The sequence below is a fragment of the Salinivibrio sp. AR640 genome (genome assembly GCF_001995405.1).
GTDB classification, from domain to species: domain Bacteria; phylum Pseudomonadota; class Gammaproteobacteria; order Enterobacterales; family Vibrionaceae; genus Salinivibrio; species Salinivibrio costicola.
This window is the reverse complement of the sequence record NZ_MUFD01000012.1, coordinates 1-24,956: the sequence shown is the minus strand read 5'-3', so window position 1 is coordinate 24,956 and position 24,956 is coordinate 1. Positions and strand designations below refer to the sequence as shown.

The following is a 24,956-nucleotide window of genomic DNA, read 5'->3' as shown; positions in this document are numbered from 1 at the left end:
AACGTCGTAACAGGATGCGTTCCTCAAGCCTGATTATTCACGTTAACATTGACTCAGACAGGACGAGTGAACCCACAACCTTTATTAAAGTGCTGTAGGGAAAATGCTGTTTATTATGAAGAAGTTTCTCGCTGTCTACCCATTTAAACGCCTTCATCATACCCTGATGCTGGCATTCTTGTTATTAAGCCTTCTTCCACTCACTTTGGTGGCATTGTTTTTTTTAAATGCTTATAGCCAGGATCTGCAAAAGCAAAGTACCTCGCACCTTTTATCGGTTCGAGACAGTAAGCAGCAGCAAATCAATGATTACTTGAATGCCCAAGAAGCCGAAGTGCTAGGCTTTGTGGCCTCTGAGCTAGCCTATGCCAGTGGCGGTCATTTTTATGGTTTGATCGATGCATTTCGCCGCTTACGCCCTGACATTGAACAAGCCCGTCAATACGCCCAACGCCGTTATCTTCCCGAGTCAGGGAACAAAATAAAAACGCCTGTCGCCAAAGACGATCCCAACTATTCAGCCACTGAGCGTTATCGGCTGCTCCATCAACGCTATCATCGCGCTTATCAGGCGTTACTGGCACGCACGGATTTTGATGATGCTTTACTCGTCGATAAACAAGGCAACGTCACCTACTCGGTGAAAAAATACGCCAACTACGGCACCAATTTAATCACAGGGCCATTCCGAGATACCTCATTGGGGCACACCTTCTCAGTCTTGACACAGCACAGCCAAAAGATACAAGGCAAACTTGACCCGACGCCACATGTCGTTATTTCAGATTTCTCACCCGAGCAAGATGGGATACCCGTAGCTTGGCTAGGTGCACCGATTATTCAACAAGGATACCTTCATAGTTATGCCCTGTTTCGGCTACCCAACCAGGCCCTTGCCGCATTAATGGCACCGAGAGAGTCCAATGGTATTCAAACCTTATTGGTGGGAAAAGACGGCCAAGTACGTGCGCAATCAGCAACCTCTAAAGCAATCACCAACAGCACGCCAGTGATGGACAAGGCGCTAGCGGGGAACACAGGTGTCACCCGTTACCAAAGCCCCTCGGGCAACACATTACTCGCCGCTTATACCCCCATTGATAGCCATGGTTTAAAGTGGGGACTCGTCGCCGAGGTACCCACGCAAGTTGCGTTTGCACGGATCCACCAATTAGAGCAGCTATTTATTGTCGCTATGCTGCTCGCGACCCTCGCCGTGGTCGTTGCATCGCATTATGTGTCTAACTTTATTACTCGACCGCTCCTTCAGCTGACGTGGGCCGCCGAAAAAGTCAGTGCCGGTGATCTCGACACCCAAATCCATCACACACGCCGGCCTGATGAAGTGGGTCGGCTAGCAGTGAGTTTTGCGCGCATGCGTCATGCCATTCGCGAGAAAATCCAGTTAATTCAACAGCAAAATCAAACCTTAGAAGCCAACCTCACCATCATCAAAGCTCAGAACCAAGAGCTGCAGTTGGCCAACACGCTAAAAGATGAGTTCCTCGCCACCACGTCACATGAACTACGCACGCCGCTACACGGTATGATAGGTATTGCAGAAGCAATGATTGATGGGGCGAACGGCCCAATTAGTCGCGATCACCAATACCAATTGTCGATCATCGTGAACAGTGGTCAACGGCTAGCAAAACTGGTTGATGATCTTCTCGATTATCACAAAATGCGTTATGGCCAACTGGATCTCGAACAATGTCCTGTCGATGTTAACGCAATGACACAATTGGTCCTTTCACTCGCCAAGCACCTTAAAAAAGATAAACCCTTGGAGATCATCAACCAGCTGAGCGATTCGCCAGTATGGGTATACGCCGATCCGCAACGGCTCGAGCAAGTTATGTACAATCTGCTTGGCAATGCGATCAAGTTCACCGATGCAGGCAAAATAGTGATCAGTGCCGATACCATTGATGACCGTATTCGCGTTCAAGTGGTTGATACCGGCAAAGGGATCCCCGCCGAACAACTCAGCCGAGTCTTTGAGCCGCTTGCCCAAGCAGTAAGCGGCCACTATCACTATCAACACGGTGCGGGTCTAGGGCTATCGATTAGCCGACAACTGATTGAACTGATGGGCGGTCAACTCTATGTCAGTAGTCAACCACAGGTCGGAACCACGTTCAGTTTCACGCTTGCCAAAGCACATGAAATGCCCGCATTGACGGATGAGACAGATCAGCATATCTCGATGTCCGAGCATATCCACCCCTTAGACGCGGATCAACACTTCCCCCACCCAGCTGAAGCCAGCGTCCCCGCTCCAGCCGAAGACGCGCTGCATATTATGGTTGTCGATGATGAGCCGACCAATCAACAAATCCTAACCAGCTTTCTTCACATGGAAGGCTACCGTGTTTCAACCGCCAGCGATGGCCGCACTGCGATAGATAACGTGATCGCCACACCGCCAGATCTGGTACTTTTGGATGTACTGATGCCGGGAATGAGTGGCTTTGACGTCTGCGAGCAACTCAGGACACACTTCGATCATGCCGCACTTCCCATCATTATGCTCACTGCACTCAACCAGCCGGATGACAGGGTCTATGGCTTTAGCGTGGGTGCGAATGATTACCTCAGTAAACCCTTTGATAAACGAGAGCTGGCCGCACGGATTGCCACCCACCTAACCGCAAGTCAAGCTGAGCAGCGACGCCAAGAAAATCAACGCCTTGAACAGGCACTAGAGCAAAGCGCACAACAACAAGCCAGCCTGCTCGAAACACAATCTTGGCTGATCTCACAGCTGTCTCTTGCGCCCGAAGCCATGCTCGGCATGAGTCGTGATGGCCAAGTTAGGTTCGTCAACGAAGCGGCAGCACGCTTGTTTAAGCGCGATAAAGAAGACGTAAAACGCATGCACGGCCACGCACTCGTTACCGCCCCCGACCACGCCCAACATAGCGAACGCTATCAAGGGCCACTTACCGCCTTTATTGACGGAACGCCTGAGCACCTTGATGGCATGTTGTTACGCTTTCCTGCAGAATCTGATATCGACAGCCTCTACGTGATCAACAACGATGCCCCCGTTTCTCAAACCCGTATACAAAGCCTTGAAAGTGCGATTGAAGCCCTCTCTGGGTATGCATTAGGCGGCGACATTCGCCAACTGGACGCATTAAAAGCCATGGGCGGTGAGTTTGAGGCGCTGGCAGAAAAAGCTGAACATCAACAAGAAAGTAAAATCAACACCCGTAGGCAGCTCATTGTCGAAGCCATGATTGCAGGGTTAGATTACTGGGAAGAAGCCACCGGCAAAACCAAGTTCGACTTTGCCGAACAAAGCGGCTTATGGCGCGTATACCTTGATCGTAGCAGCTTACAAACGCGCACTTTAGACAAGTACCTCTTGCTAGAAACCCTTCCCAAAACGCCAAGGTGGCGCACTGTGCTGAATTCCATTCGCTTTATCCTCGATCATTGCGACAAACGTAGCACTACCCGCACTCAGCTAGAATCTTACTACCAACAACTGCGCCAACTACTGTTAGACGACTAACAACACACCCACCAACGCAATAAAGTGCCTCCCCTTCCGGGGACAGACACTTTAAGTCCCGGGGACAGATATTTTCTTACGGGGACAGGCACCTTAGTCATAAGGTGCCTGTCCCCACAATCAATAAAGTGCCTGTCCTCACTATCACCCTCCTATTAAATTAATAATCGACACAAAACAACATTATGAATCTTCCTCTTCAGCATGGCTAAAAGCCATCTAAACCAAGATTAAAAGTGAAAGTGCGCGCTTTATCACAACAAAAATAAAGATAAATTTTTCGACGAGAAATAAGAGAAGGAAGGTGTGTGACATGGGTCGATATATCAATTGATAACACTGTAAATAATTGATAATAAATAATTTAAAGTTTAGTTTATTGAGGATGAGCTTCACGGTTTTGAGACTAACTGCATGGAAAATCGTCTTCTCAAGCCCTTCATTTTAACGAAAATAACGGCGATTAAAGGTGTTTTTACGGTTTTAACGATTTCGACCGTTGCAGCAAAGGGGCAACTGGGGCTTATTGAAGGGAGTTGCTGGCCGACCTCTTGCAATAACACCATGACGACAACCACAGCGGAACGTTAGCAACCGGTAACATTGAGCTCACAGGCGGTCCATTAAAGAGCTCACCACTATCCATCACGTGAACTGAAAGCAACAGTAAGGAATGGCTATGTTTTCGAGTAACAGTAGAATTGCCAGCAAGACCCTACTTGCCTCTGCAATAATTGGTGCGTTAAGCATGAGTGCTGCCGCAAGTGCTGCTGAGCGCAGTGAGCTCACCATTCATCCCAAAGAATTCAATACCTTCGTCCGTAACTTTAACCCCTATTTAGGATCGACCTATCTTCACACGACGACCGACTTTATCTATGAACCTTTGGTCGTCTTTAATGAACTACAAGGCAACGAGCCCGTTTATCGTATTGCGACGGGTTTCAAAATGGCAGACGATTTGAAAAGTGTCATCTTTACCCTACGTAAAGGGGTGAAGTGGTCAGACGGTGAAGCCTACACCGCCGATGATGTGGTGTATTCGTTTGATTTGGTCAAAGCGAACCCAGAACTCGACCAATCGGGGATTAACCAGTGGATCGACGATGTGAAGAAAGTCGATGATTACACCATCCGCTTTGAGCTCACTGAAGCTAATTCGAACGTCCCTTATGAGATTGTCAAAGTCCCCGTGGTGCCTGAGCATGTGTGGAAAAACATCGACAACCCCTCCTCATATACCAACGAGAATCCTGTCGGGTCAGGCCCCTTCACCACTGTCGATACCTTTACCTCGCAACTCTATATTCAGTGCCGCAACCCGCATTATTGGGATAATGATAATCTCGACGTCGATTGCCTGCGTGTGCCACAGATTGCCAATAACGATCAGTTTTTAAGTAAGGTGATCAATAGCGAAATGGACTGGACGTCCTCGTTTATTCCTGACATTGATCGCACCTATGCCGCGGCCAATCCAAACCATCACTATTGGTATCCGGCTGCCGGCACTCAGGCCTTTATGGTCAACTTTAATGACCCCGATCCTGCCAAGCGCGAAGCGCTGACCAATGTCGATTTTCGCCGTGCTTTCTCGATGGCGATTGACCGTCAAACCATCATTGATATCGCTTTTTATGGCGGAGGCACGGTGAATGACTTTGCATCCGGCCTTGGCTATGCCTTTGAAGCCTGGTCAGACGACGCAGTGCATGAGAAATATCGTCAATACAATACTTACGATCTAGACGGCGCCAAAGCCCTGCTCGCTGAAGCCGGCTTTACAGATCAAGACGGTGATGGCTTTGTTGAAACACCATCGGGCAAATCGTTTGAGCTAGAAATTCAGTCGCCCAATGGCTGGACTGACTTTAATAACACCGTACAACTGGCGGTTGAGCAACTTGCCGATGCCGGTATCAAAACAAAAGCACGTACCCCGGATTTCTCGGTGTATAACCAAGCCATGCTCGAAGCCGATTACGATGTGGCCTACACCAACTATTTCCACGGTGCCGACCCTTACACTTACTGGAACAGTGCGTATAACTCTAACTTGCAAGACGGCGATGGCATGCCACGTTTTGCGATGCACTACTACCAAAATGCCGAGCTCGACAAGTTGTTAGACAGCTTCTACAAAACCGCGGATAAAGATGAGCAGCTGGAAATTGCTCACCAAATTCAAGCGATTATCGCCAAGGATCAAGTCACCATTCCGGTGCTTTCTGGCGCGCAAATGTATCAATACAACACAACCCGCTTTACCGGTTGGTGGAACGAAGACAATCCGAAAGGTCGCCCCTCTATCTGGGCCGGCATTCCCGAGCGTCTTCTCCACGTACTGGACCTTAAACCCGTTCAGTAACCAATATCGGGCGCATTGTGCGCCCGCTTTTCCACGGTGTTCACGCCACGAACATCACCACTTCGCTGTGTAAGGTGTGGGTTATGGGTTATTTTTTCCGACGGCTAACTTTTTACATGATTGCCCTTTTAGTGGCAGCAACACTCAATTTTATTATTCCTCGAGCCATGCCCGGTGATCCTGTCACCATGATGTTTGCCAACGCCTCGGTGCAAGTCACCCCAGAGCGGATTGAGGCAATGAAACAACTGCTGGGCTTTGTCGATGGCCCGCTCTATATGCAGTATTTCACCTATATGAAAAACGTGCTGAGCTGGGATTTAGGGACCTCCATCCAATTTTATCCATTATCAGTTAACGAGTTGCTGGGCAAAGCGTTTGGCTGGTCGCTCTTTCTCGCCGGCAGTGCCGTGCTGCTCTCTTTTTCACTGGGCTCGATTTTGGGCATTTTTGCCGCCTGGAAACGCGGCGGGAAATACGATGCCATGATCACCCCAGGCATGCTGATTATCCAAGCGGTACCGCAAGTGGTCATTGCGATGCTCGCGCTGTTTATTTTCGCGATTGGGTTGAAATGGTTTCCGACCGGATACGCCTACACGCCAGGCGTCACGCCCGACTGGACCAGTTGGACCTTTATTAAAGATGTGGCCTATCACGCCGTACTCCCGCTTTTTTGTGCCTCCATCATTCAAGTAGGCGGCTTTTTGGTCAACATGCGCAACAACATGATTAATCTGCTGGCGGAAGACTACATCACCATGGCGCGCGGTAAAGGGTTAAGCGAAAACCGCGTGGTCTTCAACTACGCGGCCCGTAACGCGCTCTTGCCCAGTGTCACTGCGCTGTCGATGTCGCTGGGTATCGCCATCGGTGGCCAGCTGATTGTAGAAATTATTTTTAACTATCCCGGTCTTGGCTCGGTGCTTTTGAATGCGATTAACGCGCGAGACTACCAAGTCCTGCAAGGCCAGCTGCTGATTATGACCTTATTTATGCTCTCGTTTAACTTAATTGCTGACATGCTGTACGTAGTGCTTGACCCACGCCTGCGAACCGGAGGAAAAGAATCATGAAAGATCTCCTCACGCTTATTCTGCGCAACAAAATCGCGCGCGCGGGCTCCATCATTGTCGGCTTATTTATCTTAATGGCGATATTCGCTCCACTGCTAAGCCAGCATGCACCTGATAAACGCACCGGTAACCCGCATGAATACCCAAGCTTTGTGGTTAAAGCCGCACAAGCCAACCCAGATGGCTGGATCGCCACCCACTTAGCAGACCATCCTCGTACCTTGTTAATGTCAAAAGACGCGGAGCATGCCCTCGGCACCACCCGTATGGGCCGCGATGTCTGGTCCCAGTTACTCCATGGTGCTCGCGTTTCACTGGCAGTCGGTTTTGGCGCCGGGATCACCGTGTGTGTGCTCGCCACCTTAATTGGCATTACCGCCGGCTATTTAGGCGGTTGGGTTGACGATGTACTCACCGCCGCGATGAACATCATGTTGGTGATCCCGCAATACCCACTCTTGTTCGTGCTCGCCGCGTTTATCGGCGAAGCCGGGCCGCTGACGATCGCCATCATTATTGGCTGTACCTCCTGGGCGTGGGGAGCACGGGTGGTTCGCTCACAAACCCTTGCCCTGCGCGAAAAAGAGTTCGTGAAAGCCGCTGAAGTGCTGGGCGAGTCGCGCTTTCGCATCACCTTTGTCGAGATCTTGCCTAACCTCGTGCCCATTGTCGGCGCCAGCTTTATTGGCTCAGTGATGTATGCCATTGCCATGGAGTCAATTATTTCCTTCTTAGGCCTTGGCGATCCCAACACCATCAGCTGGGGGATCATGCTCTACAACGTACAAACCTCTTCGTCCATGCTGATTGGCGCGTGGTGGGAGCTGCTCGCACCTTGTATCGCACTGACCTTACTGGTGACAGGCCTTGCGTTGCTTAACTTCGCAGTGGATGAAATAGCCAACCCACAATTACGTGCGCAAAAAGGGATGAAGCGCTGGAAAAAACTTAACCAGCAAGAGAAGAAAGCCCGAGACGAGAATCCCGTTGCCGAACACATGCTGATCAGTGGAGATAAATCATGAGTCGCACCCCACTTATCTCAATCCGTGATCTGTGCGTGGACTACATTACCGATGCCGGTGATGTACGAGCCTGCGATCACGTCAGTTTTGACATTGCCCCCGGTGAAGTATTTGGCCTGGCTGGCGAATCGGGATGCGGTAAATCCACCGTTGCCTTTTCGCTGATGCGTCTGCATAAGCCACCCGCATTTATCACCGGCGGCGAAGTGCTATTTAACGGCGAGAATATCCTCAACTATAGCGATGCCCGCATGCGTGATTTTCGTTGGCGAGAAATGTCGATGGTGTTTCAAAGCGCCATGAATGCCCTCAATCCCGTGCTGACGCTTGAAGATCAATTTTGCGATGTATTAATGCGTCACACCAATATGACCCGTAAACAAGCGGTCAATCGGGCGCAAGGCTTGCTGGAAATTGTCGATATTCACCCCAGCCGACTGACCGATTATCCGCACCAGTTTTCGGGCGGGATGCGTCAGCGCTTGGTGATTGCCATTGCACTGGCCCTCAACCCGAAAATGATCATCATGGATGAGCCCACCACCGCATTAGATGTGGTGGTGCAGCGCGAGATCTTACAAAAAATCTACGCGTTAAAAGAAGAGTTTGGCTTTTCGATTCTGTTTATCACCCATGACTTATCGCTCATGGTCGAGTTTTCCGACCGGATAGGGATCATGTATTCCGGTGAGCTGATTGAAGTCGCGCCGTCCAAACAAGTACTTACCAATCCCTATCACCCCTACACCGAAGGGCTGGGCAGCTCATTCCCCTCACTCACCGGGCCCAAGCGCCAACTGGTGGGTATCCCAGGTAATCCGCTCAACTTACTCGAAATCCCGACCGGCTGCCGCTTTCAAGCACGTTGCGCGCAAGTGCATGAACAGTGTCGAACCACCCAAACCGTGCTGCGCCAAATCGAACCAGGCCGTTATTCCAACTGCCACCTATACGACGGCGAGCCGATCGCCCAACAAAAAGTCTAATATCGTGCCAATGTGAGGAAGTCAGTGATGAGTACAGGTCTTGGAGAACTGCTGGTTGAAGGTAAAAACGTGGTGAAAGATTTCCCTATTAATAGCCATGCCCTTAAACAACCCATGATGCGAGCGATCAATGATGTCTCGTTCAAAATGTACAAAGGCCGTGGACTTGCGGTGGTGGGTGAATCAGGCTCGGGCAAATCAACCACCGCGAAAATGATCGCCAAAATGTACGCCCCGACCGACGGCTGCATTGAATACCGGGGACGCGATATCACCACCATTAAAAAACGTGATGAGCTGATGCGCTATCGCGAAGGCCTGCAAATGGTCTGGCAAGACCCTTTTGGCTCGCTCAATCCCACGCATAATGTGTTTCACCATATTGCGCGTCCGTTATTGATCCACAAAAAAGTCGCCAAGCGCGACAAAGCCCAATTGAAAGAAAGGGTGTTCGAGCTGCTCGAGCAAGTGGGCCTCACTCCGGCCAAAGAAACGGCGGAGAAATTCCCCCACCAGCTGTCGGGCGGCCAACGTCAGAGGATAAACCTAGCGCGTAACATCGCCGTAGGCGCGGAAGTGGTACTCGCCGACGAACCCACCTCGATGCTGGATGTGTCGATTCGTGCCGGCGTGCTTAACCTCATGGAAGAGATGAAAGTGGAGAAGCAAATGTCGCTGCTCTACATCACCCATGATATTGCCACCGCGCGTTACATTGCCGAAGACTTGGCAGTGATGTACGTCGGCCATATGGTCGAATGGGGGGACACCGAAGAGATTATTCATCGCCCTCAACATCCTTACACCCAGTTATTGGTCTCAGCCGTACCCGACCCCAGCAAATCCATTCACGAGGAACTAAAGGGCAACAAGGGTGAGATCCCACTGTGGACACCAGATTCCGTCGGCTGCCCTTTTTCCGGCCGCTGCCCGCATGCCACCGCTAAATGCACCGAACAGCTACCCGGCGTGACCAAGCTCGCCGACAACCACTACGTGCGCTGCTATTTGTACGAGCAATAGCGACCAATAAGGATACCATCATGCAAGTGCTGACCAATCACATTGGCTACTCGTTACACGGTGACAAATACGCGGTAATCGTCAGTGACAGCGACCTTCTCACCGGCACGCCCGTAGCACTGATTGCCCTGCCCCCTCTTAAGGGGACAGGCACATTTCTTAAGGGGACAGGCACATTTAGCACTGCCGATAAAACTGCCTCCTCTTCCGGGGACAGGCACTTTTCTTCCGGGGACAGACACTTTAACGAGGCCGCAGAAAGTGCAAACAATTTTACCGGGACAGGCACTTTAAAATTTACGGGGACAGACACTTTTGTTCGTGGGACAGACACAGTATCACTCGATAAAGTGGTCGCGCAGTTTGAATTACACCAAGGAACACAGTTAAACAACTGGCAGATGGGCACGGCTTATATCCTCGATTTTTCTGCCTTTGCGCATCGCGGACGCTATCAACTCGTGCTATTAACAGACACACCGGTATATTCGCATCCGTTTGAGATCCGAGATGATTGCCTGTTTCACACCACGTTTTCCGACCTGCTGCATTACTTTAAATCGCAGCGGTGTAGCGGTATCTATGAACACGCGGATCAGCACGCTAAGGTATTTGGCTCTGATGAACGTGTGGATGTATCCGGCGGTTGGTACGATGCCTCTGGGGATGTGAGCAAATACCTGAGCCACCTTTCCTATGCCAATTACTTTAATCCGCAACAAATCCCGCTGTTGGCTTGGGGGCTGGCCGATCTTGCCAGCCAATTTAGCTCGGACACGCTGTCTGCGTTTATGCGCACACGCTTAGCTGATGAAGCGAAACACGGCGCCGACTTTCTTCTCCGTATGCAACACCCCAGTGGCTTTTTTTACATGACGGTGTTTGATCAATGGTCGAAAGATCCGGAGCGCCGCACCCTTTGCGCTTACGCGACGCAAGATGGGGTGATGAGTGAAGCTTACCAAGCCGGCTTTCGTCAAGGCGGCGGCATGGCGATTGCAGCCCTTGCCGCCGCAAGCAGAGCCTCACTTTGCTCAGAGCCTGACCAACAAGCACGCTATTTAGACGCTGCCATTCGTGGCTACTGGCATTTGGTTGAACATAACCATCACTACCTTGATGACGGTGACCCCAATATTATTGACGAAACCTGCGCCCTTCTCGCCGCATGTGAGTTGCATCACGCCACTCGGCAATCTACCGAGGAGCAACCTACCGGGGACAGTAACCTACCGGGGACAGGCACCTTTCAACCTACCGGGGACAGTCACGCTTATTTAACGGGACAGGCACCTTTAGGTTCTGGGGACAGACACATTAGTGCGAACGGTGACTGTCCCTTCTTGAGCGAGGCTCGAGGCTGGATGACAAAGCTGGTCGCGCGGCAGCGCAGTGATGATACTTGCCAGTATTATTGGTCAGCAAATGCTGATGGCGGCCGCCCGTTTTACCATGCCGCTGATGCCGGTCTGCCCGGCTTAGCATTAGTTCGCTATCTCGATATAGAGACCGATCCTCACCACCAAGCTATCGCACAAACAGCATTGGAACGCGCCTGCCAGTTTGAGCTGAGCCTAACACAAACCGCCGATAATCCATTCGCGTATCCACGTCAGTACGTCAAACCCGTCGATGGCGTTAAACAGGTGCGTCACTTTATTCCTCACCACAATGAAACCGGCTATTGGTGGCAAGGCGAGAATGCACGCTTGGGATCCCTGGCAACCTTTGCGTGTCATGCCACGCGCCATATTCAAGACGATGCGCTGAATGCGGCCCTCCACACCTTTAGCCAACGGGCGCTTAATTGGATCCTCGGTTTAAACCCATTTGATATCTGTATGCTCGATGGACATGGCCACAACAATCCAGATTACCTACCGCACTTGGGCTTTTTTAATGCCAAAGGGGGGATCTGCAATGGCATTACCGCAGGGATGGAGAATGAAACACAGATTGCATTCAACCCCGCGCCATATTGCGATGATATGGCGCAAAACTGGCGATGGGGCGAGCAGTGGTTGCCACATGCAAGCTGGTTTATGCTCGCCATCAGTGCGCAAACGCTGGTTGGCAACGGCCACTCGAACAAGGAGAACGCGTGATGACTTACCGCCTCGATCTTAGTGTGATCAACGAGTATCCCAATGACACCCCGCCGCGCAGCCGAATGGGGTTAACCTTGCATAATCTCACCGACCGTTCGTTGGAAGCGCTGTCCATTGCGGTATTGTTTGATCGCTTCATCAACCCCAATACCCTGTCACAAGGCAGTATTGAGCAAGTTGGCAGCTATTGCGTCATTACACCGGCGCATCAAACTCTCGATGCCAATCAAAGCTTATACATCGAGTTTGATGCCCACACGCCACCATTACGGTTTCTTTGTGCGGGCTTTAAAGATGCACTGCTCTATGCCAATGGCGAGCAATATTCAGTGATGCTCACTCCCATTAACTTGGCACACACTCATACCACACGATCAACGATTCCAGATGTTCATCCCGCCGAGCACGCCATTATTCCGGTGCCCAAATCGGTGCGCCACCAGCCAGGATACTTTACGCTTTCACCCACAACACCGTTAATCGCGGTGGATTCACAGGCGCTTCCCGCCGCGCAGTGGCTAAGCAACGAATGGGTTCGCATGTATCCGCAAGCTGATATTGCACTCGACCCACGCCACCAAGATGCGGTCACTGGCGATCATGCCATTATCTTACGGCCTTTACCCGACTCTGCACTTCGAGATATCACACACCGTGATGAGGCCTATCAGCTCACCGTCACCGACCAAGGCGTGGTTATCCAAGCCTGTGCTGAGCGCGGGTTTATTCACGGCTGCGCCTCGCTGTTGCAACTTTGCCAAGAGCAAGACACACAGCTTCGAATACCAGCAATCAAAATCAGCGATGTACCACGCTTCGCTTACCGAGGAATGATGCTCGATTGTGCACGCCATTTTCATTCAGTCGACACGGTAAAGCGACTGATTAACCAGTTAGCCTATTTTAAGTTCAATACCTTTCACTGGCATTTAACCGACGATGAAGGCTGGCGACTGGAGATTAAAGCCCTGCCTGAATTGACGCGCTATGGGAGTCAACGCGGCCCCAATACCCGCCTTGCTCCGCAGTTCAGTCACATTGCAGAACGTCACGAAGGTTATTATCGCCAAGAAGACGTACGTGACGTGATTGAATACGCCGCAGCCCGCGGTATTACCGTCATTCCAGAAATTGATATTCCCGGTCACTGTCGCGCAGCCATCAAAGCACTGCCTGATTGGCTACACGATGCCGACGATCGCTCGACTTACCGCAGCGTACAGCACTATACCGATAACGTATTATCGCCAGCCCTTGATGGCACGTATCGATTTTTAGATACGGTATTAAGTGAAGTCGCCGAGCTTTTCCCCGCCTCATGGGTTCATATTGGTGCCGATGAAGTCCCTGACGGAGTATGGACGGATAGCCAAATTTATCGGGACAGACGCATGAACGGAGAAACGACCGCTTCGCTACAGGGACAAATACTGACCTATGCTGAGCAAAAGCTTCGCGCCTTGGGCAAACGTATGGTTGGCTGGGAAGAAGTGCAGCACGGCGATAAAGTCAGCAAAAACACCGTGATCTATTCATGGCAAAGCGAAGATGCCGCACTGCATTGTGCGCAGCATGGTTTTGATGTGATTTTGACCCCCGGTCAGGCGACCTATCTCGATATGGTGCAAGATTATGCTGCCACCGAGCCCGGTCTCGACTGGGCGGGCGTCACGCCACTAGAAAAAGCCTACCAATATGAGCCGCTTGCAAGCCTCGCCAGTGACGATCCCGCCCGTGAGCATATGCTAGGCGTACAATGTGCACTCTGGAGTGAACTGATCACCAATCAGGACAGGCTCGATTACATGGTGTTTCCAAGGCTTACCGCCATTGCGGAAGCGGCCTGGAGCCACAGTGAGCGCCGTGACTGGCTCGATTATCTGGCCAGACTCAAAGCGCAATTACCGCGTTTAGACAAGTTCGGTATTCAATACCGTTCCCCTTGGGCATCGAACAAGTAGGCCGAATTCGCCCACCTGGCAGTGCTTCCTGCGCTGCCAGCTCTTTGCGCTCGCATCCCATCTGTTTATAATGCCCAGCCATTGTTGTCAGTCTGAGAGTGTTTTCGGCATGCTACGCCAAGAAATTAATACCCTACTCACCCCTATTCATGGTTTTCTGCACTGTCAAACCCCCGACAGTTGGATTGACGCGGCCATTCAGCCTGACAATCAATCGATTCTTTTGCGCGATCACGCAAACTGCGAATTAAAAGCCAGCCAAACCGCGATGTGGTTGATCCGTAAATATGCGGTTGACGCGGCGAGTGGCGAGCAACTGCTGGCATGGGCCAAACCCTATGAAGACTTTGTTTATCGCCGCATTCGCGATGGGATCTTCCACGCGCGCAAAAACGGTCTCAGTGCGCCTTTAACCCCTAAAGCGGGGTTTGCCCACGGCCAAGCCTTGATTGATAAAATGGTCCGGTTAATCAAAGAAGAGTTTCATCACTTTGAGCAAGTGATTGAAATCATGGACGCACGCGGTATTCCTTATCAACCGTTAGAAGCAGGTCGCTACGCCAAAGGATTAATGCGCGCGGCACGTACTCACGAACCGGCAACCTTGGTCGATAAACTGATTATTGGCGCCTACATTGAAGCACGCTCCTGCGAGCGCTTTGCCAAAGTCGCCCCACACCTCGATGATGAACTACAAAAGTTCTACATCTCGCTACTGCGCTCGGAAGCACGCCATTATCAAGATTACCTGACGCTCGCAGAAACCATCGCCGGCGAAGACATTCGCGACCGTATCCAAACCATCGGCGAGCGCGAAGCAGAGTTGATCCAAGCGCCCGACAGCCAATTCCGCTTTCACAGCGGCGCCCCTGCCTAACTTCTTATGGCAGCTTCTCTTTGTGGGGACAGGCACTTTTAGTTTTCGCCGGATACAAACACCTCTTGGTGACTGTCCTGGTAGTTTGCTTTATAGCCCGCTTGTCCTCGTTGTTTACTAATCGGGACAGACGCCTTTAGTAACTAACCAATCTCACAGTTACAGTATTTCTTGTACTGTCACGAAAAACCAGGCCAGAAAAGATGATAACTGTTTATTTATACAGTACCTTTTACATACACCCATCTACCAAAAGGGACTGACGATGACTAAAGCTCGCGCATCTTTAGTGAACCTAGCAGCCACACCCTATTATCATTGCGTCTCACGCTGCGTGCGCCGCTCTTTCCTGTGTGGCTATGACGCTCAATCGCAAAAAAGCTATGAGCATCGTCGCGCATGGATAGAAACGCGTTTACTTACACTAGCCAAAGCTTTTTGCATCGATATCTGCGCTTACGCCATTATGAGCAATCATTATCACGTTGTCCTAAATATCAATGCAAAAGCCGCCCAATCCCTGACAAATACCGACGTTATCGACCGCTGGCTAGCCTTTCACCAGGCTCCAGTACTCATCCAACGTTTTCGTCAGGGAGAATCTCTCTCCAAATCGGAGTACAAAGCGTGCTGTCGGATCATTGAGAGCTGGCGCGAGCGTTTGATGTCTGTCAGTTGGTTTATGAAGCTGCTCAATCAATATATTTCAGCGCAAGCGAACCGAGAAGATCAATGCACGGGGCATTTTTGGGAGGGACGCTTTAAAAGTCAGGCCTTGTTGGATGACAAAGCTCTGGCTGCGGCAATGGCCTATGTCGATTTAAACCCCGTGAGAGCAGGTATCGCCAAACAGCCCAAGCATTCGAATTACACATCGATAAAAAAGCGACTTGAATCACTCGAGCAAAACAAAGCGACCCCAGCAGGCTTATTCGCCTTTGCAGGAAATCCGAGGAAATCTATGCCCGACGGCATTCCGTTTCGGCTAATGGACTATTTAGCACTTGTTGAATGGACCTGCTACAAGGGACAAGACGCGGGCTCAAATCAGCGGCCTCCCCTACTCACACAGCTGAATATGTCGAGTGAAACCTGGTTGGCCACATGCGATCATTTAGAGTGCGGAAATGTTGTGGGCTCACTGTCGAGTATCCAAGCCGTATTACCGACACTGGGCCTAAAACGCATGACAGGCGTCATGATCCCAAATCGTTGAGGCTAGCACTAAAACACGCATCAATGCGTAAAGGAATCGTCATACTAGCCTGAAAATCTACCCTACCCAATAAGCCAGCACCATTATAAACACGAACAAAATACCTACCGCTTTTAAGAGCGGCTTTAGCCCTTTGGACCCACCTTCTGGGGACTGATTGCAGCACCCCATATTATCTCCTGACCGTTTTCCCAGAAGAATAAGCCTTCCAGTAACAGGAAGGTAAAGGGATATTCAGGTTTGATTCTAGCTTGTTGGGGGGACAGACACTTTAGATGCTTAAGTACCTGTCCCCCTAATACACTCACTAATACACTGTACTCAGAAATCTGGACTCTGTATCCTAGTGGCTATTAACATCTATCAAGGACAACAACGATGTGGTATCTCATTTATTCACAAGACTTCGAGAACAGCCTACCGCTACGCAAGCAAGCGCGTGACGCACACCTTGAACGCTTACACCAACTGGAAAAAGAAAACCGCTTGATGATTGCCGGGCCAAACCCTGCCGTTGACAGCGACGAGCCAGGCGAAGCTGGGTTTACGGGCTCGACCGTTATTGCCTGGTTTGAGTCACTATCAGCCGCAAAGGCATGGGCCGACAAAGACCCTTATGTAGCCGCTGGCGTTTATGCTGAAGTGACCGTAAAACCGTTCAAAAAAGTGCTTCCGCAGGACCCAGCCTAATGCGATATGTAAAAATACTGATGATGGCCTGCCTGGGGCTAGTGCTCAGTGCATGTAGCAGCCCCCAGCATGACCAAGCCGCAGAAGCCGCAATCCAACGTGCAGACATGATTGCACAGCTACTGCCGATGGATATTGAAGGCTACTCACTGGTTCGAGCACGTGCGCAAGATGCCATCATCGAGCTGACGCTTCTGGATAAGAATGCCAAAAAAGCACCAGGAGAGCTCTTTTCCGGTTTAAAACGTCGTTATTGCCAAGATAGCGACATACGCAGTATGTTAGACAGTGGTATCAGCTATACCATTTTGGTTCGCGATACCCGCGGCCGACAAATCCTCAATAACGCTATCAATGCACCCAGCTGTGCTAGCTAATTAAGCACCAAGGCTGCTCCCACTCCACAGGTAAAGTAGGCCACAACTCGCCTTGGCTCGGGGGCAGCACATAGCTGTAGTGCTTATCCGGTTGGTCGTCGGCAAAACGACAGGTAAATTGCAGCCCATAAGCGTGTAAGTAGCCACGATCGGCAGGCTCGCCGCCATAGTAATCATCACCGATAAGCGGTGAGCCAATACTTTTCATCGCCACGCGAATTTGATGGGTTTTACCCGTGTAAGGCCGACAGAGAAAAAGGCGTTTCCCCTCACCGCCTGCAATAGAGATAAAACGCGTCCTCGCAGGGTTATCTTTGCTGGCAAGCAACTTCCAACTGCCTCGCCGACCTTTACCCATATCGCCGACAATCAATCCCTGTTTCTTACGCGGCTTTTTCGCACTTAATGCCAAATAGCACTTTTCTATCTCGCGTGACGCGAACAATCCTGAGAGGACAGACGCCGCATGAGAGGACGTTGCCAGCAGCAGCAAGCCCGACGTCATCTTATCTAAACGATGTACAAGGTAGACCTTCTCAACCCCAATATACGCCGCGACCGCAGGCAACAGTGCCGCTTCATCGATCTCTTTTTGCACGCTAACGCCATGGTGCTTATTGATCACCACAAAGTGTTGGTTTTGGTCGACAATTGAAAACATAACGAAGGGATTTACCGGTTGGCCATTGAGGACAGGCATCATAACGACTTCCCCCTCAGCCCGCTAGAGCAATCATAAAAGTGCCTGTCCCGTTAGTTCCCTACCGTTAGTTCCCGTTAGCTTAAAGTGTCTGTCCCCGATAGCCCCTGTCCCTGGTAGCTGCAGTAGCTGCTGCTTAAAAGTGCCTGTCCCTGGTAGCTAAACCCGCTTCACGCTCTCGCGCACCACCAGCGTTGGCTCTAGCTGCACCGTTTGGCTTTCACTATTAGGGGCATCAAGTTTACTAAGAAGCGTTTCGACCGCTGCTTGACCGAGACGATATTTGGGCTGGTGAATGGTAGTCAGGGAGGGCGAGATAAATTTAGCCAAGTGAATATCATCATATCCAATAATAGAGAGATCATCGGGTACGCAAATCCCTAGCGCGTTAGCAGCATTGATCGCGCCCATCGCCATCATGTCATTGCCTGCAAAAATGGCGGTGGGTAAGGATCCACACTCAGCAATCGCCTGCAAACCTTGATAGCCGCCTTCACACTCAAAGTCCGCTTCCACCATCCAATGTGGATTTTCAGCAAGTCCAGCATCGCGCAGTGCATCTTTAAAGCCTTGAAAACGCATTTGCGCTTGATACCTAACAAGAGGCCCACTGATGCAGCCAATCTGGCGGTGACCACAATCAATCAAGTGCTGGGTCGCTAAATAGCCGCCTTGATAGGAATTGTCTTGGATTTTATCGCAGGCAAAATCAATCGGCCCCCAATCCATCACCACCACAGGAATATCCGGATAACGATCAAAGCCTTCAATCCGCTCCCCTTCCAAGGTGGAGCACATCAAAATCAAGCCATCGACCCGCTTTTGCAGCAGCGTATCAATCGAGGCACGCATGCGTTCAGCATCACCTTCCGTGTTGCACAGAATCAAACTGTAACCATTGTGGTAACAACTGCGCTCGACGCCTTTTACCACTTCACCAAAAAACGGGTTGGTAGAGGTTGTCACCAGCATGCCAAACGTTTTAGTACGATTGACTTTTAAACTGCGCGCCAATGCCGAGGGAGCATAGTAGTTGAGCTCTTTCGCAGCTTGGTTAACCTTCTCAGCAATCGTCTCACTGACATAGCGGGTGTTGTTAATCACATGACTGACCGTCGACGTCGACACGCCCGCCCGTTTGGCTATATCTTTCATGGTCGCCATTTATCGCGCTCCGCTACCAAGGTTGAAATGAAGATTAGGCATCTTGATGGGCTAAAAACGCATCGATATCCACGCGCGAGGGAATCGACGTTTGTGCGCCGCGCTGAGTGACGGATAAAGCGGCCGCGGCATGCGCAAACCGAATCGCCTGATCAAGTGTCTGTCCCTCTATCAATCCAGTGACGAGTGCGCCATTAAAGGTATCGCCAGCGGCGGTGGTATCCACAGCATCGACAACAAAACCCGGGATTAATCTCCCTTCCTTTCGCGCTTTGTCACTCAGCCACACGCCCTGTTTACCCATAGTGATCAGCACTGTCTCAATCCCTTTTTGGTGCAGCACATTTGATGCCGCTTGCGCACTCTCAGAATCTGTCACCACAATACCCGTCAGACTTTGTGCTTCTGTTTCATTCGGCGTGATAATGTCGACCGCCGCCAAGAGCGCATTGCTCAAAGAAGCCGCAGGGGCCGGATTAAGCACCACTTGGGTATTTGACGCTTTGGCATGAAAAGCCGCTTTTTCAATCCCGCACATCGGCGTTTCTAACTGCATCAACAAGTAATCGGCTTGGGCTATCGTATCGAGATCGGCGGTAATGGCCTCCGCTGTCAGCGCCGCATTGGCCTCCGCCGATAACGCGATACTGTTCTCACCTTGATCAGTGACTTGAATCATCGCAATCCCGCTCGGCGTATTCGCCTGTACCTTCATCGCACTGATATCCATCCCCTCTTGCGCATAACACTGACGAATCTGCTGGCCAAAGGCATCGTCCCCCACACTGGCAATAAAGGCGACATCCGCACCGCAACGCACCGCCGCCACCGCTTGATTTGCGCCTTTGCCACCCGCAATCACCGCATAATCTCGACCGTGTAATGTCTCTCCGGGACGCGGAAAACTGGAGACGCGTAAAACATGATCGGCATTAACACTGCCGAGCACAACTAATGGACTCATTACCCTTCCTTACCGTTCAATCAATCGCGCACCGTCCAACACACTGGGCCAGACGGTGCTTATTATTGTATCTTCCCGTGCGACCCTTATTCAGCGATCGTTTCTTGACTGATCACTTTAAGCGGTACCGGAATATAGCTGTCGACTGACTCGCCTTTCAGCACTTTATCCGCCGTTTCAACACCGAGCTCACCAATCATACCCGGCTGCTGAGCGATAGTCGCTGCCAAGTGGCCACGTTCTACTGCAGCAATGCCATCTTTAGTGCCATCAAAGCCCACAATGGTGACATCTTTGCCTGATGCCTGCACCGCACGCAACGCGCCAAACGCCATTTCATCGTTTTGTGCAAACACCGCCTGCACCTCTGGATACGCAGCAAGCAAGTTCTCCATCACATTCAGACCTTTGGTACGGTCAAAATCCGCTGGCTGACTGGCCAGTAACTCTACATCCGTACCTTCAATCGCATCCATAAAGCCTTCACCCCGCTCACGCGCTGCCGACGTACCGGCAATGCCCTCAAGCTGGATCACTTTGGCACGCTCACCGACTTTACCCATGATAAATTCCGCCGCCATTTTACTGCCTTGCGCGTTATCAGAGGCAATATGGCTCACCACCTCCCCACGGCTGGCGCCACGGTCTAGCGTAATCACCGGAATGTCAGCGCGATTAGCAATACGAATTGCATTCGAGACTGCATCCGAATCAGTGGGATTAATCAAGATGGCTTTCACACCACGAATGGTTAAATCCTCCACATTCGACAGCTCTTTACTGGCGTCGTTTTGCGAATCGAGCACCAACAGCTCATAGCCAAGATCTTGCGCTTTTTGCTCCGCGCCTTCTTTCATGGTGACAAAAAATGGGTTGTTTAAGGTTGAGACCACGATCGCCATTCTATCTTCCGCCTGCGCACTGATGCTAAGCGTTGACGACAAAAGCGCGGTGGTAATCAAAGTAGTCAGTTTTTTCATGCGTTCAGTCCTTTTGTGTTTGTAGGGTATTGTTTTTAATTGCTAATCAAACAGAAATAAAAGTGTCTGTCCCGACAAGCTATCCGACAAGCTATCTGTCCCGACAAGCTAAAGTGCCTGTCCCAACAAGCTACCTGTCCCAACAAGCTATTTGTTTTTGTTATCCACCAGCACGGCGAGTAAAATCACCACGGCTTTGGCAATCATTTGGTAGTAAGACGACACGTCCAGCAGGTTAAGGGCGTTGTTCAAAAAGCCGATAATCAGCGCACCAATCAGCGTGCCCATGATCTTGCCTTTACCTCCCATGAGGCTGGTGCCGCCCAGTACCACCGCCGCAATCGCGTCAAGCTCATAGCCAGTGCCAGCAGTCGGTTGGCCAGAGGACAGACGTGAAGTAACGATGATCCCCGCCAGCGCGGCAAGCATGCCGCAAAGGCTGTAAACACCGATTTTAATCCGATCGACATTGATGCCAGACAGACGCGCCGCTGACTCGTTGCCACCGAGTGCGTAGATATAACGGCCAAAGCGGGTATGATTAAGCAAGTACCAGGCACCGATAAAGACGATGGCCATCAGCCACACGGGCACGGGAATACCCAATAAATAACCGGTCCCAAACCATGCAAAGGCGTCCGCCGTTTCAGTAAAGCCCGCGGAAATGGGGCGACCATCGGTATACACCATGGTCACGCCACGATAGAGCGTCATTGCGACCAAGGTGGCAATAAACGCCTGCACCTTGCCTTTAGCCACCACCACACCAGTCATGGCACCAATTGCTGCGCCGGCAAACAAAGCGGTGGGCACTGCGATCAACACCGGCACTTCGACTGCTATCAGACTCGCGGCAAAGGCACCGCACAATGCCAGCACCGAGCCGACGCTCAAATCGATACCCGCGGTTAAAATCACCAGCGTCATCCCCACCGCGATAATCGCGTTCACCGAGGTTTGGCGCAGGATATTGAGCAGGTTATCGACCATGAAAAAGTTGCTGTTTAAAAATGACATCACCACGATCAGCGCCAACAAGGCGATCAGTGATTTTTGCTCAATTAACCAGGCTTTGCTGAACATAGGTTTGCGTCCATCCTCTGACGGCTGGGACTTATTGACTGCATTTGAGCTCATGCTGCATCCTCATTGGCATCTTTGCCTACCGCACAGGCAAGCAGAGTTTCTTGGTTAGCGTCCTTGGCACCAAATTCACCGCACACGCGGCCTTCGTGCATCACTAAGATGCGATCACTCATGCCAAGCACTTCGGGCATTTCTGACGACACCAAGATGATGCTCATGCCCTCGGCTTTAAATTGATTAATTAACTGGTAAATTTCTTTTTTGGCGCCCACATCGACACCACGCGTCGGCTCATCCAAAATCAGCACTTTCGGCTTGGTCATCAGCCCTTTGGCGATCGCCACTTTTTGCTGGTTACCGCCCGACAAGTTGCCAATAATTTGACCACGATGCGGGGTTTTAATATTAAAAAGACGAATAAAATCATCCACCGCCATCACTTCATCGCGCGGCTGAATTTTGCCCCAATGGGTGAGCTTATCGAGCGCGCTGAGTGACATGTTGTCTTTCACCGATAACCCCAGCACCAAGCCCTCGCCTTTGCGGTCTTCAGAGATATAAGCAATGCCATTGGCCAGTGCATCTTGCGGACTGACCGGATTAATCACCTTGCCATCAAGCCGAATAACGCCGGCTTCACGCGGCATGGCGCCATAGATAATTTTCATTAACTCCGTGCGCCCGGCGCCCATCAGGCCCGATACACCCAGAATTTCACTGCGGTGCAGCTGAAAACTCACCGCTTCCACCCCGTGGCCGCTGACATTTTCCACCTCAAGGCTTATCCCATCAGGGGCGACGTCGCTTCGCGGGTATTGTTCGGCAAGTTTACGGCCCACCATCATTTCAATCAGGCCGTCTTCATCGGTATCACTGACGGCACACTCACCAATAAACTTGCCGTCGCGTAACACGGTGATCCGATCGCAAATCTCAAAAATTTCTTTTAAACGGTGTGAGATATACACAATGCCGCAGCCCTGCGCACGTAACTCATTGATCACCGCAAACAGCGAAGCCGTCTCGGTGTCGGTCAGCGCATCGGTCGGTTCATCCATAATGATCACCTGCGACTCAAACGACAGTGCTTTAGCAATTTCCACCATCTGCTGCTCGCCCAGGCTAATGCTCCCCAGAGGCGTCGAACCGCGCGCATTGACATTTAACCGCGCCAGCAGCTTATCCGCCTCTTCAACCATTTTGACCCAGTCAATCTTGCCAAAACGATTAGTAAATTCACGACCCAGAAAAATGTTTTCGGCAATGGTCAGCTCTGGGATCAAATTCAGCTCTTGGTGAATAATACTGATCCCCGCTTGCTGCGAATCGCGTGGCCCTTTAAACGAGACAGGTGTGCCTTGGTAATTCACCTCACCGCTATCGGCGCGATAAATCCCGGTTAACACCTTCATCAAGGTGGATTTTCCCGCGCCGTTCTCGCCCAATAACGCCATCACTTGGCCGGGATACACATTCAAGCTTGCCTCATCGAGGGCGCGAACCCCAGGAAAGGTTTTTACGACTTGGCTGAGCTGTAAGATAGGTTGCGTCATCGTGGTTACTCGCTTAGGCCCACCTAAAAGGTGACACCGGCTTGAAAAATCACATTGGCATAAGGCGTACATTCACCGGTGCGCACCACCGCTTGGCTCTGCGCCGTACGTGCTTTAAATGCCTCGTGGCTGATAGTGGTCACCCCTATCGGCTGTTGGCGTGCAGCATTTTCTTGTTCTAATCGCCCAAGCAACGCTTGGTGCAGCGCTGGGCTCACCACTGCGAGCTCTTCTGCAATCACTACAGATTCAATGCAAGCGTGCGTTAACACCGCCTCGACCGTCTGCATAAAGCTCGGCACGCCATCAGTCAGCGCCAAATCAATGCGCGACACCGAGCTTGGGATCGGAAGCCCCGCATCACACACCGTAAACTCATCGGTATGTCCCACTTGCGTAACCAGCTGTGCGAGCTTTGGATGGAGCAAACCATGCTTATTCATTCATCACCTTCTCACTCTCGATTGGATCATTCAGCGCTTACACCCCACTCAACGCGGATACGCCTTCTTTTATCGCGCTTTCTCGCAGAAAACACGCCATCGAAACGTTTCGATATTAAATAAATAATAAACGGCGATATAAAATTCACCATAAGCAAGATACACAGGTGTGAAGCAGATCGACTATTGATATCGCAGTCACTAGCAAAGAGAGGGGAAGATCACACTAGGGGGTTGGGAGAGATAGAGACTAGAGACTAGAGACTAGAAAGAGCCTAGGGGACGGAATACGGAATACGGAAAAAGCGTATAGTGCCTGTCCCCGCTCTTCTGCGTATCCTGTAAGCGAAGCGCTCCTTTTTCAAGATCCCGAATCAAGCCTAGGTCGGACAAGCACCAATGGCACCACCGAAATAAAAACCAGGCGTAGGTCGGACAAGCGCCAGTGCGATGTGAAAATATTAATTCAATGTAAACCGCGCGCCTCCGACATTAAAGCCAAAGTTGGCGCCGGTGTTAAATTTACCACCGATCGTGACAGGTGCTGTAGATAAAGGGCCTAGGCACTGCTTCTCGCTCTTCTCCGTACTCCCTTTTCCAAATCATACGTAGACTAGACAAGCATCAATGGCACCATTGGCGTAGATACCATCTCTCCGAACCATCCGTAAAGGGTTATGTAACCACTTGCGGGTGGTATTCGCTTTGATGTTTTACAACACCAAAACAAATCTGTACCAGCTTGCGCATTCCAGCTCCTAAAGCCTGCATTTTACTTTTACCGTTTTCCATTAGGCGCTGATATTGTACCTGGATATCCGGGTTATATCTCAAGC

19 protein-coding genes are annotated in these 24,956 nt (G+C 50.9%); 12 read left to right on the top strand and 7 right to left on the bottom strand.

The window, feature by feature from the left end; genetic code table 11:
* Positions 1–115: 115 nt before the first annotated feature.
* The 12 genes from BZG75_RS07825 to gspS2 all read left to right on the top strand — a co-directional run bounded on the left by BZG75_RS07825 (position 116) and on the right by gspS2 (position 17,230).
* Complete coding sequence (locus BZG75_RS07825) at positions 116–3,523, top strand: hybrid sensor histidine kinase/response regulator (protein WP_077576679.1); 3,408 nt, start codon at positions 116–118, stop codon at positions 3,521–3,523.
* Positions 3,524–4,202: 679 nt separating this feature from the next.
* Positions 4,203–5,891, top strand: a complete 1,689-nt coding sequence (locus BZG75_RS07820) for an ABC transporter substrate-binding protein (protein ID WP_077461209.1) — start codon at positions 4,203–4,205, stop codon at positions 5,889–5,891.
* An 83-nt stretch (positions 5,892–5,974) separates the two neighbouring features.
* Positions 5,975–6,967, top strand: coding sequence for an ABC transporter permease (locus BZG75_RS07815; RefSeq protein WP_025673154.1), 993 nt, complete (start codon positions 5,975–5,977; stop codon positions 6,965–6,967).
* On the top strand, positions 6,964–7,992 hold the full coding sequence (locus BZG75_RS07810) for an ABC transporter permease (RefSeq protein ID WP_077461208.1): 1,029 nt from the start codon (positions 6,964–6,966) through the stop codon (positions 7,990–7,992). The genes BZG75_RS07815 and BZG75_RS07810 overlap by 4 nt, the downstream gene beginning before the upstream one ends.
* Complete coding sequence (locus tag BZG75_RS07805) at positions 7,989–8,978, top strand: ABC transporter ATP-binding protein (protein ID WP_077461207.1); 990 nt, start codon at positions 7,989–7,991, stop codon at positions 8,976–8,978. Before BZG75_RS07810 ends, BZG75_RS07805 begins: the two co-directional genes overlap by 4 nt.
* 27 nt (positions 8,979–9,005) lie before the next feature.
* Positions 9,006–10,001, top strand: coding sequence for an ABC transporter ATP-binding protein (locus BZG75_RS07800; protein ID WP_077461206.1), 996 nt, complete (start codon positions 9,006–9,008; stop codon positions 9,999–10,001).
* 20 nt (positions 10,002–10,021) lie between these two features.
* Positions 10,022–12,106, top strand: a complete 2,085-nt coding sequence (locus BZG75_RS07795; RefSeq protein ID WP_158009971.1) for a glycoside hydrolase family 9 protein — start codon at positions 10,022–10,024, stop codon at positions 12,104–12,106.
* Positions 12,106–14,070: a beta-N-acetylhexosaminidase gene (locus BZG75_RS07790; protein ID WP_077576647.1), complete on the top strand. Its 1,965-nt coding sequence runs from the start codon at positions 12,106–12,108 to the stop codon at positions 14,068–14,070. The genes BZG75_RS07795 and BZG75_RS07790 overlap by 1 nt, the downstream gene beginning before the upstream one ends.
* Positions 14,071–14,179: 109 nt before the next feature.
* Positions 14,180–14,947, top strand: a complete 768-nt coding sequence (miaE, locus tag BZG75_RS07785) for a tRNA isopentenyl-2-thiomethyl-A-37 hydroxylase MiaE (protein ID WP_077461204.1) — start codon at positions 14,180–14,182, stop codon at positions 14,945–14,947.
* 265 nt (positions 14,948–15,212) lie between these two features.
* Positions 15,213–16,163 (top strand): transposase, encoded by a 951-nt coding sequence (locus BZG75_RS07780; protein WP_077576646.1) that lies wholly within the window; start codon positions 15,213–15,215, stop codon positions 16,161–16,163.
* Positions 16,164–16,541: 378 nt separating this feature from the next.
* A complete protein-coding gene (locus tag BZG75_RS07775; RefSeq protein WP_077576645.1) occupies positions 16,542–16,853 on the top strand; it encodes a YciI family protein in 312 nt (103 codons plus the stop codon).
* Positions 16,853–17,230 carry a type II secretion system pilot lipoprotein GspS-beta gene (gene gspS2 / locus BZG75_RS07770; RefSeq protein WP_077576644.1) on the top strand — a complete coding sequence of 126 codons (378 nt, stop codon included), beginning with the start codon at positions 16,853–16,855 and terminating at the stop codon, positions 17,228–17,230. The genes BZG75_RS07775 and gspS2 overlap by 1 nt, the downstream gene beginning before the upstream one ends.
* Here the strand turns inward: gspS2 and BZG75_RS07765 are convergent.
* The 7 genes from BZG75_RS07765 to rbsD form a co-directional block, all read right to left on the bottom strand.
* Positions 17,223–17,891 (bottom strand): TIGR01621 family pseudouridine synthase, encoded by a 669-nt coding sequence (locus BZG75_RS07765; protein ID WP_077576677.1) that lies wholly within the window; start codon positions 17,889–17,891, stop codon positions 17,223–17,225. The two genes, gspS2 and BZG75_RS07765, sit on opposite strands and share 8 nt — an antisense overlap.
* A gap of 198 nt (positions 17,892–18,089) precedes the next feature.
* Positions 18,090–19,094: a substrate-binding domain-containing protein gene (locus BZG75_RS07760; protein ID WP_077576643.1), complete on the bottom strand. Its 1,005-nt coding sequence runs from the start codon at positions 19,092–19,094 to the stop codon at positions 18,090–18,092.
* A gap of 34 nt (positions 19,095–19,128) precedes the next feature.
* On the bottom strand, positions 19,129–20,058 hold the full coding sequence (gene rbsK / locus BZG75_RS07755) for a ribokinase (protein ID WP_077576642.1): 930 nt from the start codon (positions 20,056–20,058) through the stop codon (positions 19,129–19,131).
* A gap of 86 nt (positions 20,059–20,144) precedes the next feature.
* Entirely contained in the window at positions 20,145–21,038 is an 894-nt protein-coding gene (rbsB, locus tag BZG75_RS07750; RefSeq protein ID WP_077576641.1) for a ribose ABC transporter substrate-binding protein RbsB, read from the bottom strand.
* 147 nt (positions 21,039–21,185) lie between these two features.
* Positions 21,186–22,175, bottom strand: coding sequence for a ribose ABC transporter permease (gene rbsC / locus BZG75_RS07745; protein ID WP_021023174.1), 990 nt, complete (start codon positions 22,173–22,175; stop codon positions 21,186–21,188).
* Positions 22,172–23,677: a ribose ABC transporter ATP-binding protein RbsA gene (rbsA, locus tag BZG75_RS07740; protein WP_077576640.1), complete on the bottom strand. Its 1,506-nt coding sequence runs from the start codon at positions 23,675–23,677 to the stop codon at positions 22,172–22,174. The genes rbsC and rbsA overlap by 4 nt, the downstream gene beginning before the upstream one ends.
* Before the next feature lie 23 nt (positions 23,678–23,700).
* Positions 23,701–24,120 (bottom strand): D-ribose pyranase, encoded by a 420-nt coding sequence (rbsD, locus tag BZG75_RS07735; protein WP_077576639.1) that lies wholly within the window; start codon positions 24,118–24,120, stop codon positions 23,701–23,703.
* Positions 24,121–24,956 lie beyond the last annotated feature (836 nt).

Bases quoted from the DNA above. Each gene is read 5' to 3' on its own strand.
- gspS2 (WP_077576644.1), top strand. From the start codon at position 16,853: ATGCGATATGTAAAAATACTGATGATGGCCTGCCTGGGGCTAGTGCTC.
- BZG75_RS07795 (WP_158009971.1), top strand. From the start codon at position 10,022: ATGCAAGTGCTGACCAATCACATTGGCTACTCGTTACACGGTGACAAA.
- BZG75_RS07760 (WP_077576643.1), bottom strand. From the start codon at position 19,094: ATGGCGACCATGAAAGATATAGCCAAACGGGCGGGCGTGTCGACGTCG.
- BZG75_RS07815 (WP_025673154.1), top strand. From the start codon at position 5,975: ATGGGTTATTTTTTCCGACGGCTAACTTTTTACATGATTGCCCTTTTA.
- rbsK (WP_077576642.1), bottom strand. From the start codon at position 20,058: ATGAGTCCATTAGTTGTGCTCGGCAGTGTTAATGCCGATCATGTTTTA.
- BZG75_RS07810 (WP_077461208.1), top strand. From the start codon at position 6,964: ATGAAAGATCTCCTCACGCTTATTCTGCGCAACAAAATCGCGCGCGCG.
- BZG75_RS07805 (WP_077461207.1), top strand. From the start codon at position 7,989: ATGAGTCGCACCCCACTTATCTCAATCCGTGATCTGTGCGTGGACTAC.
- miaE (WP_077461204.1), top strand. From the start codon at position 14,180: ATGCTACGCCAAGAAATTAATACCCTACTCACCCCTATTCATGGTTTT.
- rbsB (WP_077576641.1), bottom strand. From the start codon at position 21,038: ATGAAAAAACTGACTACTTTGATTACCACCGCGCTTTTGTCGTCAACG.
- rbsC (WP_021023174.1), bottom strand. From the start codon at position 22,175: ATGAGCTCAAATGCAGTCAATAAGTCCCAGCCGTCAGAGGATGGACGC.
- BZG75_RS07820 (WP_077461209.1), top strand. From the start codon at position 4,203: ATGTTTTCGAGTAACAGTAGAATTGCCAGCAAGACCCTACTTGCCTCT.
- rbsA (WP_077576640.1), bottom strand. From the start codon at position 23,677: ATGACGCAACCTATCTTACAGCTCAGCCAAGTCGTAAAAACCTTTCCT.
- BZG75_RS07790 (WP_077576647.1), top strand. From the start codon at position 12,106: ATGACTTACCGCCTCGATCTTAGTGTGATCAACGAGTATCCCAATGAC.
- BZG75_RS07775 (WP_077576645.1), top strand. From the start codon at position 16,542: ATGTGGTATCTCATTTATTCACAAGACTTCGAGAACAGCCTACCGCTA.
- BZG75_RS07800 (WP_077461206.1), top strand. From the start codon at position 9,006: ATGAGTACAGGTCTTGGAGAACTGCTGGTTGAAGGTAAAAACGTGGTG.
- rbsD (WP_077576639.1), bottom strand. From the start codon at position 24,120: ATGAATAAGCATGGTTTGCTCCATCCAAAGCTCGCACAGCTGGTTACG.
- BZG75_RS07825 (WP_077576679.1), top strand. From the start codon at position 116: ATGAAGAAGTTTCTCGCTGTCTACCCATTTAAACGCCTTCATCATACC.
- BZG75_RS07765 (WP_077576677.1), bottom strand. From the start codon at position 17,891: ATGTTTTCAATTGTCGACCAAAACCAACACTTTGTGGTGATCAATAAG.
- BZG75_RS07780 (WP_077576646.1), top strand. From the start codon at position 15,213: ATGACTAAAGCTCGCGCATCTTTAGTGAACCTAGCAGCCACACCCTAT.